Source organism: Synechococcus sp. UW105 (assembly GCF_900473935.1).
Lineage (GTDB): Bacteria > Cyanobacteriota > Cyanobacteriia > PCC-6307 > Cyanobiaceae > Synechococcus_C.
On the sequence record NZ_UCNN01000027.1, the window covers coordinates 92025 to 106562 of the forward strand.

At 54.6% G+C, this 14538-nt stretch carries 16 protein-coding genes, 1 tRNA gene and 1 pseudogene; 6 read left to right on the forward strand and 12 right to left on the reverse strand.

Annotated elements, in window-relative coordinates; genetic code table 11:
- Positions 1–14 precede the first annotated feature (14 nt).
- The 4 genes from DXY16_RS11475 to DXY16_RS11490 form a co-directional block, all read right to left on the reverse strand.
- Positions 15–446, reverse strand: coding sequence for a photosystem I reaction center subunit II PsaD (locus tag DXY16_RS11475; protein ID WP_115121398.1), 432 nt, complete (start codon positions 444–446; stop codon positions 15–17).
- 104 nt (positions 447–550) lie between these two features.
- A complete protein-coding gene (locus tag DXY16_RS11480) occupies positions 551–1930 on the reverse strand; it encodes a HAMP domain-containing sensor histidine kinase (protein ID WP_170953942.1) in 1380 nt (459 codons plus the stop codon).
- Positions 1927–3261, reverse strand: a complete 1335-nt coding sequence (gene rodA, locus DXY16_RS11485) for a rod shape-determining protein RodA (protein WP_115121311.1) — start codon at positions 3259–3261, stop codon at positions 1927–1929. Before rodA ends, DXY16_RS11480 begins: the two co-directional genes overlap by 4 nt.
- Positions 3261–4349: an Mrp/NBP35 family ATP-binding protein gene (locus tag DXY16_RS11490; RefSeq protein ID WP_115121312.1), complete on the reverse strand. Its 1089-nt coding sequence runs from the start codon at positions 4347–4349 to the stop codon at positions 3261–3263. The genes rodA and DXY16_RS11490 overlap by 1 nt, the downstream gene beginning before the upstream one ends.
- Positions 4350–4468: 119 nt before the next feature.
- Here DXY16_RS11490 and hemF point away from each other — a divergent pair, with 119 nt between their 5' ends.
- Positions 4469–5575 carry an oxygen-dependent coproporphyrinogen oxidase gene (gene hemF, locus DXY16_RS11495; RefSeq protein WP_115121313.1) on the forward strand — a complete coding sequence of 369 codons (1107 nt, stop codon included), beginning with the start codon at positions 4469–4471 and terminating at the stop codon, positions 5573–5575.
- Here the strand turns inward: hemF and DXY16_RS11500 are convergent.
- The 3 genes from DXY16_RS11500 to DXY16_RS11510 are packed head-to-tail and all read right to left on the reverse strand — an operon-like array spanning position 5502 to position 7356.
- Positions 5502–6362, reverse strand: a complete 861-nt coding sequence (locus tag DXY16_RS11500) for an N-acetylmuramoyl-L-alanine amidase (protein ID WP_244281667.1) — start codon at positions 6360–6362, stop codon at positions 5502–5504. The two genes, hemF and DXY16_RS11500, sit on opposite strands and share 74 nt — an antisense overlap.
- 4 nt (positions 6363–6366) lie before the next feature.
- Positions 6367–6924 carry a cofactor assembly of complex C subunit B gene (locus tag DXY16_RS11505; RefSeq protein WP_115121314.1) on the reverse strand — a complete coding sequence of 186 codons (558 nt, stop codon included), beginning with the start codon at positions 6922–6924 and terminating at the stop codon, positions 6367–6369.
- A 33-nt stretch (positions 6925–6957) separates the two neighbouring features.
- Complete coding sequence (locus DXY16_RS11510; protein WP_115121315.1) at positions 6958–7356, reverse strand: helix-turn-helix transcriptional regulator; 399 nt, start codon at positions 7354–7356, stop codon at positions 6958–6960.
- 136 nt (positions 7357–7492) lie between these two features.
- Between DXY16_RS11510 and DXY16_RS11515 the strand changes: the two genes are divergently transcribed.
- Positions 7493–8137: a ribonuclease D gene (locus DXY16_RS11515; protein ID WP_115121316.1), complete on the forward strand. Its 645-nt coding sequence runs from the start codon at positions 7493–7495 to the stop codon at positions 8135–8137.
- A 28-nt stretch (positions 8138–8165) separates the two neighbouring features.
- On the opposite strand, the gene DXY16_RS11520 is transcribed toward DXY16_RS11515, so the two are convergent.
- Positions 8166–8435 (reverse strand): hypothetical protein, encoded by a 270-nt coding sequence (locus DXY16_RS11520; RefSeq protein WP_115121317.1) that lies wholly within the window; start codon positions 8433–8435, stop codon positions 8166–8168.
- Positions 8413–9678 carry a lipid-A-disaccharide synthase-related protein gene (locus tag DXY16_RS11525; protein WP_115121401.1) on the reverse strand — a complete coding sequence of 422 codons (1266 nt, stop codon included), beginning with the start codon at positions 9676–9678 and terminating at the stop codon, positions 8413–8415. Before DXY16_RS11525 ends, DXY16_RS11520 begins: the two co-directional genes overlap by 23 nt.
- Here DXY16_RS11525 and DXY16_RS14865 point away from each other — a divergent pair.
- Complete coding sequence (locus DXY16_RS14865; RefSeq protein WP_170953943.1) at positions 9613–9753, forward strand: hypothetical protein; 141 nt, start codon at positions 9613–9615, stop codon at positions 9751–9753. The genes DXY16_RS11525 and DXY16_RS14865 overlap by 66 nt on opposite strands.
- A tRNA-Cys gene (locus DXY16_RS11530) sits at positions 9733–9803 on the forward strand. The genes DXY16_RS14865 and DXY16_RS11530 overlap by 21 nt, the downstream gene beginning before the upstream one ends.
- 246 nt (positions 9804–10049) lie before the next feature.
- On the opposite strand, the gene DXY16_RS11535 is transcribed toward DXY16_RS11530, so the two are convergent.
- Positions 10050–10298 (reverse strand): DUF1651 domain-containing protein, encoded by a 249-nt coding sequence (locus tag DXY16_RS11535; protein ID WP_115121318.1) that lies wholly within the window; start codon positions 10296–10298, stop codon positions 10050–10052.
- Positions 10299–10506: 208 nt separating this feature from the next.
- On the opposite strand from DXY16_RS11535, the pseudogene DXY16_RS15200 reads away from it, so the two are divergent.
- Positions 10507–11059, forward strand: a pseudogene (locus tag DXY16_RS15200) (recombinase family protein).
- 30 nt (positions 11060–11089) lie between these two features.
- Here the strand turns inward: DXY16_RS15200 and DXY16_RS11550 are convergent.
- Positions 11090–11794, reverse strand: coding sequence for a hypothetical protein (locus DXY16_RS11550; protein WP_137007089.1), 705 nt, complete (start codon positions 11792–11794; stop codon positions 11090–11092).
- Between the two features lie 165 nt (positions 11795–11959).
- Between DXY16_RS11550 and DXY16_RS11555 the strand changes: the two genes are divergently transcribed.
- Entirely contained in the window at positions 11960–12259 is a 300-nt protein-coding gene (locus DXY16_RS11555; RefSeq protein ID WP_115121322.1) for a hypothetical protein, read from the forward strand.
- Positions 12260–13297: 1038 nt separating this feature from the next.
- On the opposite strand, the gene DXY16_RS11575 is transcribed toward DXY16_RS11555, so the two are convergent.
- Positions 13298–14272 (reverse strand): sulfotransferase, encoded by a 975-nt coding sequence (locus tag DXY16_RS11575; protein WP_115121326.1) that lies wholly within the window; start codon positions 14270–14272, stop codon positions 13298–13300.
- Positions 14273–14538 lie beyond the last annotated feature (266 nt).

The following is a 14538-nucleotide window of genomic DNA, read 5'->3' on the forward strand; positions in this document are numbered from 1 at the left end:
TGTTTTCGACGAGATCAGGCGTCGAAAGTGTTGCGTCCACTGAACTTGAGCTTGGCAGGATCCGTGTTGCTGCCAATGGTGCGGGGGTTGTGACCCACAATCTCGCGACCCTCGTTCACCTTCTCAGGGAAGACGCCATCGCTGGGATGGAGGAACTCGGTGTCACCACCGGGGAAGATCCGATAGATCTTGTAGTCCTCAATCCGGGGCTTGAACTTGGTGCGCAGCTGGGTGCCCAGGGCCAGGCACTGTTCCTTGCGGGCGAAATACATGATGTTGTCGCCTGCGTTCATCATTGCCGCGCCACCTGTGGGCAGCTCAAACGCCTGAGCGTTTGAGCTGCTCCAAGTGATCGCGTACTTTTCTTCGGTCTCTGCGGCGTTCAGAAGTCCACCGGTGCTGCCGATGAACTGGGGGAGCTGACCGTTCAACGCCGTTGCTGTCATGGCTGTCCTCGGAAAAATCGGCATGCCGTTACGGCTGGAAAGTAGCACCGTGATTCGGCCTTGATCCCCCGTCCCGTCAGCAAGCTTCACACCCGTCAACATTGTTAGGCCACGGGAAAGAACACCGTGAGTCCCTGGTCACGCTGTTGGATCAGTCGTCCTCCCAGGCTTGCCAGCAGCCGTCGAGTCGCTCCCTGGCTCAGTTGCAGGCTGCCGGTGCTTGGATTCCAGCTCAGCACCGGGCCGAGTTCAGAGGTGCTTTCCACCTCTTGGCTGGTCGATCCGCGATCGTTGAGTTGGCTGCGTAGGTGCAGCTTCAGCCGTGCTCCGGCCGGCCGCAGTTGGAGTAGCAGTTGGGCCCCTGCGGGCAGGCTGCGGCTGCTGCGGTCGATCAGGCCACCGAGCATCGGTTCTAGGCGACCGGGATCACTCAACACCGATGGCAGGTTGGGGCTGATGTCAAGCACCAGGCTGATGTCACGTCGTTGAAGCTGTTGCTGCCAACCCGGCGAAAGCTCCTGGATCATCCTGCCCAGGTCGGTGCGGGCCAGCCCGCCTGGAGTTGGTGGCTGTCGCTGCATCTCTGCGGCATGGAAGATCAGGCCAAACCTGTCGATCTGCTCGGTGCATTCGCTGTCGATCTGTTGCAGACGGTCGAGTGCGACAGCCGGTAGGTCTTTGCGTCGCAGCAGCGATCGAATCAGGGTTCGAATCGTTGCCAGCGGGGTGCGCACTTCATGGGTGATCGCTTCGAGCAGTGAGAGCTCTGCATCTGCAGCGTCCTCTTTGCTGTTGTCCTCCTCGTTGGCGTCATCCACAGTCCGAAGGGTCTGGAGTGTGAGACTCGGGGCCATGCAAGCCAGTCGTTCGGCCAGCCCCGGCCAGAATCGTTGGGCGAAGAGTTCACTGCTCTGCAGGCGGCCGAGAGCGCTCATTGCTCTGCGCAGACCCATGGCCTCCTCCGCTGCTTGATCCTGCAGTCGTTGGTCGAGCATCGCCAGCAAGGTGCTGAGAGTTTCTGGGTCGCAACGCATCAGCAATTGGCGTTGATCGCTCTTGCCGTGAAGGGCTAAGGCCACCTGGAGCTCAGCCGTAATCACAATGAGCAGCGGATCGAGTCCATCGCTCTCGAGCAGCGAGAGGCGTTGATAAGGGGGCTTGGTCTGCGTCTTGCCCTCTGTGCTGCCGCTGAAACGTTCTGGGGGCAGTAGGGCTCCTTTCTGGCCCGTGGTCCAGTGGAGCTCGTCAGGGGTCCAGACCCAGCCCTGCATCGTCTCCAGGAGTCCCGGGTCGTAGAGCGCCGGGAGGGGGGCGGCGATCCACACGCCTGCAGGCGCCTCTCCATCAGCAAGCAAGACTTCTGCCTGGATGGTTTCCAGCGCGGCCCACCACAATCGACGGGCCGTCGGGTCGTCGACCCGTCCTGCGTCAAGCCCCTCAGCCATGCACTCCTGCAGGCTCTGCAGCGTGATTGGTTTGGTCACCGAAGCTGTTGCTGTCGACCACGTCTGGCGACAGAGAGACAGAGGCCGAGGGCGATGAAGTTCACGACCATGGCGAAGCGTCCATAGCTCATGAAGGGAAGAGGAATCCCGGTGATGGGGCCTAGGCCGATGGTCATGAAGATGTTCACGACTACCTGGAACATCACCATCGTGGCGACTCCAATCACCATGAGCGACTCAAAGTCTGTGCGGGCTCGATTGGCCACCTGCACCAGGCGTGTCATCAGCAGCGCGAAGCCAATCACCAGCAAGACCGTGCCGAGGTAACCCACCTCCTCGCCCAGAGCGCTGAAAATGAAATCGGTGTGCTGTTCGGGAATGAAGCGCAGTTTGGTGAGCTGCCCCTGCAGCAGACCCGTGCCGAACCAGCCGCCGGAGCCGATGCCGACGGTGCTTTGCAAGAGGTGGTAACCACCGCCAAGGGGATCTTTGCCCGGGTCGAGAAACAACACCAGACGATCCCGTTGGTAATCCTTGAGCCCATGCATCCATAGCCATGGTGTGATCCCCGCAACCGTGGCCTGCACGATCAGGACGAATGCGCTGGCAATTCGCTTCCAGGGCAGCGACCGGTAAGCGATCAGAACGATCAGAGGGACCCAGAGGGCTAGTGCCCAGGGGATCAGCCCTGAAACCAGAGCCGTGACAAGCGGCGAGAGCAGCAGCACCAGCCACTCAAAGGGCATGCCCGACCAATAGAGCATCGTCAGCAGCATGGCCCCAAACACCAGTGATGTTCCGAGGTCGGGCTGGATAAACACCAGAGCCCATGGGATCGAAATCACCCCAAGAGGGCGGAGTAAATCGACGGGGCGCTCTACAGGGAAACGGTCGAGGACTGCAGCGAGCAGAAGGATGGCGGATAACTTTGCAAACTCTGAAGGCTGAATGTGGAACGGCCCGATGCTGATCCAGCGCTGTGCGCCGAGTGCAGAGGTGCCAATGACCTTCACCGCGATCAGGCTGATCACAGTGGTGATGTAGATAGGGAGTAATAAAGGCTTGAATCTCTCGAGCCTAAATGTCGCGAGAAGTAGTGCAACAACGATGCCAAATAGCGCTGTCACAAGCTGCGATAACCACAGCTGGCTATTAATGAATTGAAGCAGTCCTAAGAGGCTGAATGAGAATGAAGACCATCCTTCCAATGCCTCTTGACGCTCGATGCTGAGAATTAAAAGGCTGGAAATTGCCACCATTGCAAGAGGCACACCCCACAGCACCACCTCAAACTCTTGGCGGCGGCGGAGTTGAGAGCCCGCGTGGGCGTGAAGACTGGATCGCCGCCTCCGCCAAGCTCCCCAAACCATCAGGCTGGAGCTCCCATGAGCTCTGTGACCCGTCCGGCCAGGGAACGGATGCTGCCGGCGCTGGCTGAGTCGGGTTGACTGATCACGATCGGTCGTCCTTGGTCGCCTCCGGAGAGAACAGGCATTTCCAGAGGGATCTGGGCCAGCAGAGGTGTGTCGAATTCATCGGCAAGGCTTTGGCCACCCCCTTCTCCAAAGAGGGCGTAGCGCTTGTCGGGCTGGTCAGGTGGAATGAAGGCACTCATGTTCTCAACCACGCCGAGCACTGGGATCGACATCTGGCGGAACATGGCCAGACCACGGCGGGCATCCTGCAGGGCCACCTGTTGGGGGGTGGTCACGATCACGACACCGGCCATGGGGACCGCTTGGGCGAGGGAGAGCTGGGCATCCCCGGTGCCGGGGGGAAGATCCACCACAAGCACATCTCGCTCACCCCAGCTCACCTGATAGAGGAACTGACGGATGATGCCGTTGAGCATGGGTCCGCGCCAGATCACTGGCTGGTCGGCATCGATCAGCAGGCCCATCGACACCATCGCGATGCCGCCGCTGTTGATCGGGGTCATGCGTTGCTCGCCACCGCTCCCTTGCACCTCCGGTGTGCGGTCTGCGACCCCGAGCATCGTTGGTGCATTGGGGCCGTAGATGTCGGCATCGAGGAGGCCAACGCGAAGGCCTTGCTGCGCCAGTGCGCAGGCCAGATTCACGGCCACCGTGCTTTTGCCTACACCGCCTTTGCCACTGCTCACGGCGATGACTTGCTTCACGCCTGGAATCGACTGGCGTTCGGCCACTTGGCCGTGGCCGGCCTGGCCGATGCCCCCAGGGGTCGGCTGTTGGCTCGTCGCATTGCCGAGCTCGATCTGGACTTCATTGATGCCATCGAGTTGGAGCAGTCGTTCGCGACTCTCCTGGGCAATCCGCTCACGTTGGCCCTGGGCGAAGCCAGGCAGGCTGAGCCGGATTACGGCCCTAGGAGGGTCTAAACGCACCCTGTCAATCCAGCCGAGATCGAGGGCCGGGCGTCCGCTGCCGGCATCAAGGATGGTTGCCAGTGCTTCGCTGGCTTGCTCTGCGGTCGCCATGGATCCGGTTCGTTGAGGCGGATCCTAGGTGTGGGCTCCCATAACAGTCCTTCACGTGCTCTTGTCGGAGGGGGGCACGGGCTGAAAAGGTTCCTGTCAGTACCTGCGGGATTCCATCCATGGTTCGTTCACTGCTGAGGCGCCTCAAGGGCTCGTTCTCCAGCGCCTCCGGTGCAGCCTCCGCTGGTGCTGTTGCAGAGATTTCGCCCCCTCCCTCTGACTCCAGAGAACGGGCCAGGGCCTTGGTGATGGGTTTGCAGGATGACATCTGCGCCGGCCTGGAGCGTTTGGATGGCGTTGGCCGTTTTCAGGAGGAGAGCTGGGATCGCCCCGAGGGAGGAGGTGGCCGCTCCCGGGTGATGCGTGAGGGGCGCGTGTTTGAGCAGGGTGGCGTCAACTTCTCGGAGGTGCATGGCAAGGAGCTGCCTCCCTCCATCCTCAAACAGCGTCCTGAAGCGAAGGGGCACCCTTGGTTTGCCACCGGCACCTCAATGGTGCTTCACCCCCGAAATCCCTATGTGCCAACGGTGCACCTCAATTACCGGTATTTCGAAGCAGGTCCGGTGTGGTGGTTTGGTGGTGGGGCGGATCTCACTCCCTTTTATCCCTTCCTGGAGGATGCCCGTCACTTCCATCGCACCCTCAAGCAGGCCTGCGATTCAGTCAGTGACGATCTTTACCCAGTCTTCAAACCCTGGTGCGACGAGTATTTCTGCCTGAAGCACCGCAATGAGACCCGTGGAATTGGAGGCATTTTCTACGACTACCAGGATGGAAACGGTCGGATTTACAAGGGCCAGAATCCCGATGGCCCAGCCGCAGCGATGGCCCTGCAGATTGGGTCAAGACCCATGAACTGGGAGCAGCTTCATGATTTGGCTCGGGCCTGTGGCCAAGCCTTTTTGCCTTCTTACACACCGATTGTGGAGAAACGCCATCCGCTTTCCTATGGGGAGCGTGAGCGGCAGTTCCAGCTTTATCGCCGTGGGCGTTATGTGGAATTCAATCTCGTTTGGGACCGCGGCACCATCTTTGGTTTGCAGACCAATGGCCGCACGGAATCCATCTTGATGTCCCTGCCTCCGCTGGTGCGATGGGAATACGGCTATCAGGCTGAAGAGGGGTCTAGAGAAGCCCTGCTCACTGATCTCTTCACTCGTCCTCAGAACTGGTTCGAAGATCCGTCTCTGGAGGCACGGTGTCAGCCGCATCAGGCTGTGAATTGACGATGGGGCTGGAGGCCGGCGGCATTCCGTTGAGGATGGCGTCGGTGATTCTCCGGGCGATCGCGTCCAGGGTGGCCTGACGGGTTTTGACAGACCTCAGCCGTTGTTCGAGGTTGCCTTCGAGCTTGCCGATCTCAAGGATGCTGATGCCACGGCGAGGCGCGCCAAGCCCTCCTCGGAAGTTGATTGGATAGCGCCCAAAGCTGGCGGCCAGGCTTTCGTCGATCCTATTGGGATGCTTGTGAATCGCTGGAATCAAGCCAGATCCATAGCCGTAACTGCCATAGGCATCGAAATGGATCTCAAAGGCGTAACCACCTTTCGCGGCGTGTTGACGCCCGGTTGACCAGTTGGTGCTTGGGTGATCACCGTTGCGGATGGTGAGCGCAGGCGGCGTATAAGCGCTGATGTTGAGGCCTCGTGTCTGGCCATGCTTCACGACGGCATCCCGAACCTGGAAATTCCAGAAGAGTTCATCGCGCATGCGTGGATCCATCGGCCGGGCTCCGTGTAAATCCACTGCGGCGCCGGAGGTCCCGGAACCATTGATCTTCTGCGAATCGGCGTGCCCTGCCAGCACCAGGATGGGGATCTTGGTGGTCACAGCACCTTCTCCGACCCAACGGGCTTTGAGTTGGACCCTTTGCCCCAACAGAGGATCGATGCTTGGGGGACTTGGTGCTTCTGCTGCAGTCGCAAGGCTCAGGCTGATGAAGACCACTCCCCCTGCGGCAAGCGCCAGGGAGAGGCGGCGACGTGAGACTGGGATTTGCCTGGAGATCGGCATGGCATTAGATCGGAGACGACAGCAGTGAGCCATCACTGGCGAGGTCGAGCGGCCCGGCTAATTCCAGTTCAAGTGCGATCAGTTCATCGCGATGGGCGCGGAGACGAATGGTGCTGCCCTGGGTCTGATCGACCTCATTCATCAGCCGGATCTCAACTGCTTCGATGCGGTCGGCCCGTTGGCGGTAGATCACGCCGGCGAGGGGGCCTAGCAGGGCGAGCAGCAGCGGCCACCATCCCAGGGAGGGCTGAAGTTCACGGATCACCAAGCCCAGGCTGCCGGCTCCGATGCTGCCCAGGAAAGAGAGCAGCACAGACAGTGGCGGGCTCGCCGCCACCCGTCCCTGAAAGCGCAGCACCTGGCGATCGGCATCGCCGCCTTGAGGTGCCCAGCCCCGTTGCACTAGCCAGGCGCTGAGGCCTTCCAGCACTTCCAGAGGAGGGCGCGGCGAGGCCACATCCACCACGGTGGTGCGGTCTTTGCTAGCTGCCCGCAGGAAGAACACCAGCCCGATGGCCAGTAAAGCGGTCAGCAGCAGAGTGGAGGTCTGAAAGGAGGGCATCCGCAGGCCACGGCGCTTGGGTGCCCATCCTTTCTAGGTCGCCATGGTCAGTGCGTGGCTGTGGGTCAGTTGTCGCAGCCAGTTCTGCCAGGGCCCCATCAGTCGCTCGGCTTGGCCGCGAACGTCCTGGTGCAGGTGCAGCATGCGCCTGGGGCGGCCTCGGCTGGGACAGCGCTTGCTGTAGTGGTCAACCATGCCTTGGCTTTCGAGGAAGTCGAGGGCTTGATGGAGCACGGTTTCAGACAGGCGCAGCTGGGGATGCTCGTGTTCCAGACGTTGGAGCAGCCCGGACGGATAGCTGTCGTTTTCCAGGAGACAATCGAGTACCCAGCAGACGGCGAGCTCCAGATCGAGAAAGCGCGGTGGGGGCTGGCGGAAATAGCTTTCGATGTCGGCCAGGCAGGCGCGAGTTGGATTGCGGCGGCTGTGCACAGAAACAAAGCGGTCTCAATGTTGTCTAATCCGGTCTCATTCTGATTTTCAAGCAACAGGCAGAAATTCTCTAGATCGGGAGGGGTGGGGTGGTTGGTCAGACTGGGGTTGTTCTTGTGCTCCTCCCGCGATCCCGATGGCTGATGCCCCTGCCGCACCCCGTGAGTTCGCTGTGTTTGATGGAGACCTTGATGCTGCTTGGGCTGAGCGTTTCGGTCGTGCCCGGGCCGTTGCTGTTGACACCGAGGCGATGGGGCTGATTCATGGTCGTGATCGCCTTTGTCTGGTGCAGCTTTGCGATCCCGACGATCATGTGGCCTGTGTGCGCATCGGTCTGGGTCAGACCGATGCACCGCGTCTTCAGGCGCTGATGGAATCCACCTCGGTCGAGAAGGTGTTTCATTTCGCGCGCTTCGATGTGGCGGCCTTGGCCAGTGGACTCGGGATTGCGGTCAATCCGATTTTCTGTACCAAGGTGGCTAGTCGCTTGGCACGCACCTATACCCCTCGCCATGGCCTCAAGGATCTGGTGATGGAGTTGGTGGGTGTGGAGCTTGATAAGCAGGCGCAGAGCAGCGACTGGGGCCGGGTTGATGAGCTCAGTGATGCTCAGCTGGCCTATGCGGCTAACGATGCACGTTTCCTGCTTCCTGCTCGGGAGCAGCTAGAAGTCATGCTGCGCAGGGAAGGGCGGTGGGATCTTGCTCAACGCTGCTTCCCTTGTATTCCGGTGATCTCTGACCTGGACCGTCTGCGTTTCAATCAGGTTTTTGAGCATTGAGGCTGAAGCTGAGCGGCTTCAATCCGCTTCAGTCCTCGAGCATGAAGTTCTCGTCTTCTGGTTGTGCCGCCAGTAGTGCATCGAGTCTTGGAGACGATGACGCTTCGCCTGATTCCTGCTCGCTGCGGCTGACTTCCAGGAGCTGACGGGCAATCCGTTTGCGGGCCTCAACGTCGCGAAGGCCCTCCTGGGCAGCAGCCATCTCAACCCGGCGACGCGCTGCGGATTGGCTGATGCCCAGGCAGCTGGCCAGTTCAGCGCAGAGCCTTAGATAGTCATGGTCCTGGAGGCCGGCCATCGCGAAGGCGGGAGGTTTGCCCAGTATCCGTGATCAGCCTTTCGTTCACCAAGCGAGCGATCTCCTCACTGCCTCCGGATCGCCCCATGCGCTGCCGTCCGATGCCTCCCAGCTCTGCGCGCAGCATCGGCTCCTCGAGCAATGCTTTCAGGCATCGCCGAAGTTCTTCGGCAGAGGCACAAGTGCGTACCGCGCCCCCCAGCAGCCGGCTCTGACGTTGGGCGAATCCCTTGGTGAATTGTGGGCCTCGCCCTGGTAGCGATAGGGCTGGGATGCCTAGCCCCACAAGTTGTTCTGTGGCGGTACCGGCGGTTGCCAGTCCCACTTCAGCCCAGCCGGCCCAGCGGTTGAAGCGGCCGCGTCCAAGCAGGAGCATCTGCACGCCGTTCACCCAGCAGGCCTCGGCTCCCAAGGCATCAGCGGGTGGAGGGCAAGAGATGAATCCAAGTCGCCCCAGGAGCGGCTCAAGCGTGCTTTTGGACGGCTGAGAGCCCGTGGCCATGAGCAGGGAGACTGGCACCTGGCTCTGCAATCCCTGAAGGCTGCGCAAGAGACGTTCAGCGTTCGTGAGCGCTTCCGGCATGCGACTGCCGCAGAGCAGCAGGATCCGGCGGCAGCGTGCGAGGGCCATGGGCGGGCTACCCAGGGCCAGCTCATCCATCATCGGATTGCCTGGTGCGAGGGCTGCGATGCCATGACGTCTCAGTCCTCTAGCTGTCAGGCGATCGCGCACAGCGATGAGTTGGCAGCGACGGCTGCCCATCACGGCCCACTCCCAGGGGTCCCACTCGCTGCCCTTGAGGCGGTGATAGCAGTCGCTCAGGCTTCGTCCTGGGCCACTACTCCAGGTGTAATCACTCTTGGGTGTGCCGATGAAGCCAAAGCGTCTGCCAGAGCCCCAGGCCATCAGCAGTGGAAGGAGGTCGCCCACCGCCAGCATGGCGTCCACATTTCTGCGCAGGCGACGGATGCAGCACCATTGCTGCCAAGTGAGCAGAGGCAGGCCGGCCATCAGATCGGCGATCAGGCCCCTAATGCTCTGATTGCTGAAGCCGCCACTGGGTAGTGGAGCACTAGGCCCGACCAGCTCCAGCCATCCCTGTTGCAGCGCATTGGTAAACGCTTTCCCTTCTCCAACAAGGGGAAGCACGGAGAGCACGAGCCGAGGTGAGCGGCGATGCAGTGCTTCCAGGATGCGCAGGGCGATGAGATCTTCACCATGGCCGTTGGAGAGAACGAGCAGGGACCCAGTGCTCTCGCTGATACGATCCGCTGGTGGGAGCAGTGTTTCCCCAGCGGCGGCATGGCCAAGTGGTAAGGCAGAGGATTGCAAATCCTTTATCCCCAGTTCGAATCTGGGTGCCGCCTTCATTTCCTTGAGACCCCGAAAGGGGTTTTTTGGTGTGTTCTGTATCTCCATGCTACGGAAACACCCCAGATTTAGCGTTTAACTTGCGTCTCATCTGGGACTGCTCTTTTGCCTCTTGGTGTAGGGGACCTGTAGGGGATATGTGACCCCCTTTCCGTTGCGTGGATTCTCCCACTTGTCCCCTACAGACCGCGCATAAAAAGAACCCCTGGCGGTGGTGAATACCTCCAGGGGTTTCGTTGTATTCAGACCTCGGCAGAAGCGCCCCAGGCGGGTTGTTTAAGAGGTTTCCACCCCTGGGTCTGAAGCGACTTCCACAACTGCTCTGCTGCGTCCTTCCGTAAATAACGACGCTCCTTCAGTAGTGGTGGTCCTTCAGGGAGTAGTCGTCCTCGGTCCAGGAACACCTTTGGGTCTCTCACCCATGCGGTCTCATCACGCCAGAACCGCCATATCCAGCGGTCGTCGCGGTCGATCAACCAACCCTCTCGCATAGTTCATCAGTTCTAATCACGGTCGCCGCGGTCACGCAACTGTTTTTTGGGTTGAGTCGGTCGCCGCGTCCTTGTGCTTGCGCTTGGTGTATCAGAACTCAAAAGTGCCGATACATCCCCAGTCGAATCGTGCTTGCTGTGATCTGGGTGTATTGATTATCCGTATCGATATGTCTCTGCTCGATACAGACATTCGATACACCCCGCCATGGCGTTGGTCGGTTACTGGAGAACCAGCACCACCGAACAGGACGCAGAGCGACAGATCCAGTCGCTCTTGGAGGCGGGTTGCGAGAAAGACCTTATCTATGGAGACCAGATCACGGGCACCTCTGCTTATGGAGATCGTCCTGGTTTGTCCGAGTGCCTCAAGTCCCTCCGCCCTGGAGATACATGAACTCGATAGGGCAGGAAGGTCGATGGTCGAAATGCTCGTTCAGGTCAGCGGTCTGATTGAGCGCGGGATCCACATAAAGACCCTCGACAAGCGACTCGACACCGCCTCCATGCCTGAAGAACTCGTGAAGTTGGTGGTGGGCGTCATGGGATATGCCGCCGAAATGGAACTCAAGTCCCTGAAGAAGAGGACTGCTGAAGGCAGGGCAGTCGCCAAGTCCCGTGGGGTGAAGTTCGGAAGGAAGAAGACCTACACAGAGCACCAGGAGGCAGAGGTGCTGAAGAAGAGCAAAGAAGGGATCGCGTTGTCCTATGCAGGGGTGTCGCTCTCAACCATCACCCGCATCATCAAAGGGAAAAGTTAATCGCTTAAAGATTTTATTCCAATACTCATTTTATTTACTTGCATTATCACTTAGGCGAGGGTATGACTTAATAAGTATATCCATCATGAAAACAATGTACATAAATAATTCAATCAGTTCGCCATCTACAACGTTAAAACCATTCAAGTGGAATAAATTCCTGATTAAATACGAAATTGCTGAATTCAAAGGGCCTTGGTTGGAGAAGAGGTACAATAAAATTCCTATACGGACATAAGGGTGCAATGAAATAATGCTGAATCTTTTTAAGATAGGAATACGGTCCCCTGCATAGAGAAACACAATGACGAATGCAACAATAAAGAGTCGAGGGTATAAATGAATGGTGTCTTCGCCCAAAAAATCGAAAGAAGCGAAGCTATTGTTTAGAAAATGAGAGTTATGGAGGTTTAATTCTGATTGATGATTGTAGTCCGTAAATTTAAATTTGTCCGCCGTCAGATAACTGATCTCCTCAAAAAAGAGCAAACCAAAAAGAGATTGCCTTAGCCAATAAGTTGAGCGCGAATAAGCGTTTACGAGATAGCTCTTTCTCGCAAATCCCACAATCAGGATAGAAACTATAAGGATTGCCTGGAACATTTCGATATAACCGGTTTCTCCGTATGCCCTTTCAGGCAAAGAAGTATTAGTTAAGACTACAAAAACTAAGAACAATAATGAAAGGAAGCCAGAACAGCTATAGCTATTAATGGTCCACGAATTAGAATTCATGCTTTAGGCGCAATAGTTGCAATGAATCAATTGTAGCGCATATTATCCTCTAAGTTCTGATAATTACAAAGGGTTTTTATTCCGATCCTGAACTCCAAAATCTCAACATTATTTCAATCCAAATCTACATGGTTCCCCTGAGCGACCCAGACCTTTGAGATCGGGGTGCGTGGTGAAGGCGAAGAGGGTCGTCAGGTTCTCGCATTCCACACCCATCTCCATCTGGGTGCTCTACCTGATCCTCTGGACCACCTCTGGTACTTAGATCACCTAATTCACCAGAAGGTCTCTCCGAGGGTCCAGAAACTCCTCAAGACCACTTCAGAGGGGAACAGGGGAGTGGTGATCAAACCCTGGGTCTGGGATCACCATGCGTTCTACAACCTGAAGGACTACTACTCCTACAGACACCACCAGGACCCTGACTTGGTTTTGGATTACGAGAATTCAGACCTTCTCTTTTAAACAATTATCGTTTGAAAACTATGCAACTACAAATTACTATTTCCTTCACTCCTCTTGAGGTCGCACTCCTCTCCAGAATTCTGGAACGTGGTCAAGAGGTGGATTTTATTTGGTCTCAGATCCTTCCTTCTTTTGATCAAGAGGAACATCTTGACAAGATCCTCTCTACCCACGATCAGATCATTGAAAAGATAATGTCTATAAATCTGTCTCAATACTAATACCTACTTTATTCTTTTAATCATGAAACTCAAATTCTATGACCAGATCCCTTCTGCGCAAATCACCTTGTCAATAAGAGAACTGGTGATTCTTCAGTTACTTGCATCAAAACTTTTAACAGAAGACAAAATTTATGAATATGCACTCCCTACTTTCTGCAATGAAGAGGATTCAGAATCGATTGTGGAGTTCGCTAAAGAGTTAAGAGAAGAACTCGACACCTTGGTTACTGAGTCAGTTCTCACTCTTCCGTCAAAGAACCTCTAAACAGAATAAATAGAGATGTCCCCACCAGAGACATCTCTATGAAGACCCTTGCTAAATCAGATCAAAGAAATATCAATTTGTTCTTTGGGAAAAGGAATCAGACCACTCTGCAGAAGTTTGATTCCTTATCCCATCAACTCAGACGATCGAGAACAGGAACACTGGATTATCTGATCACTCACTATGAATGGTTTCAGAATAACCGCAGTGAGGTGATCAGATGACTATCACCATTCGACTCACAAAGGTTGAGTACGAGATGCTCAAGGAACTTCAGAAGAAAGACAAGAGGTATAAGAAGGGATTAGAGGAGAAGGTGATATCAGACTTGAAGATCGATTACGCAATGATCATCTGATCCAATAAAACTTAATCAGGGGTGAATGAATAGTATGCAATGGACTCAGATCATTCATATCTTATCGAATTAGATTCAAAGAACTCTTTTAATTAAGTCTTTCCTTCAACCGATCAACTCGACGAGCATGATAAAAAAATACCATTAGAAGATGAATTGCTTTAAAAGGAAGGATTAGTCTTTCCCTCCTTTTATTCGATGCTTAAATAGGATAAGTCATGATACGTGGACAATGCGTTATCAAGCAGACTTTTATCGATATCTAGTGTGATGTCTTTTTCTGACTCAGCAAACTCAAAATCATAGGTTTCCTCAATTTGTGCTATTTTCTGAATCTGCAACCAATATTCTTTTGATGAGCAAAGTTTTTCATAAGATGTAAAATGAATATTGCGATTAGCATTCGGCAGTTCAAGGGTGGTTTTGTAGGTAAGGTGCCATTGCTCAATCCAATGATTTATATCTAAATCATTATCGTACTTTAAATTGTTTCTGTGAATAGGATTGTAATTTGGACCAAATTCAGTGTGCCCAATCCATTTCATATATTTAGACATGAATTGGTCGTCTTTAGAATCTTCAATAAACTTTTTGTGTTGCATAAGCAATGAGTATGATTGTTGAACTGGGTCTCTAAAAGGAACAAGTATCCTTGAGTGAGAAAAAAAGGAAGATATCAATTCAAGTCTTTTTATGTTTTGATTGTTTTTGCTTAGATATCTATTTTTTTTGTACTTATGCATAATAGTCTTTACATAATTTCTAAACTTTTCCTCTAACTCTTCTTCGCTTTCGTCAGCAAAAGTTTTCCAAAATACTTCTTCAAATGCTTCTGGCGATTCTATCGAAACTTTAATGCCGTCACCATGCGCCCTTTCCTTTAGTTCTAAATTATTTTTATTGATGGATATTTTAGACCAAAGATTGGGAGCAAGAATGAATGGCATATCAGTATAAGAAAGAGATGCAAAAATATTTGACTTGTGGAGTGCATTTAATAATATAGTGGACCCAGAACGCGCAAGACCTGCAATAAAGATATGATTATCAGTTTTAGTTGAAGAGGGCATATATGTACTTTCAAAATCAAAAATGACTTCACGCATAAATTGCGATGAAAGTGCTAATTGATGCAACTTTTGTTCCAACCAAGTATAATTGTTCATTGTATAATTTTCCCCCTCAGATAGACATATCCAAACGCAAAGAGCAAGGATTCAAGAATTCCTATAGATGAGAAAGCAAATGAAACTAAACCATTTGAAAGGTAATCTCCAATAATAAAAAGAAGCAGAATTGACAAGAGAATTATTACTATTCTAAGTGAAGATCTCATGACTTGCAATGAATATGCTGGAATGATATTTTCTTTCCAGTGATTACTTATTTTTTTATTTAATATGATACAAATCGCTTTTTTGCTTGCATTGAT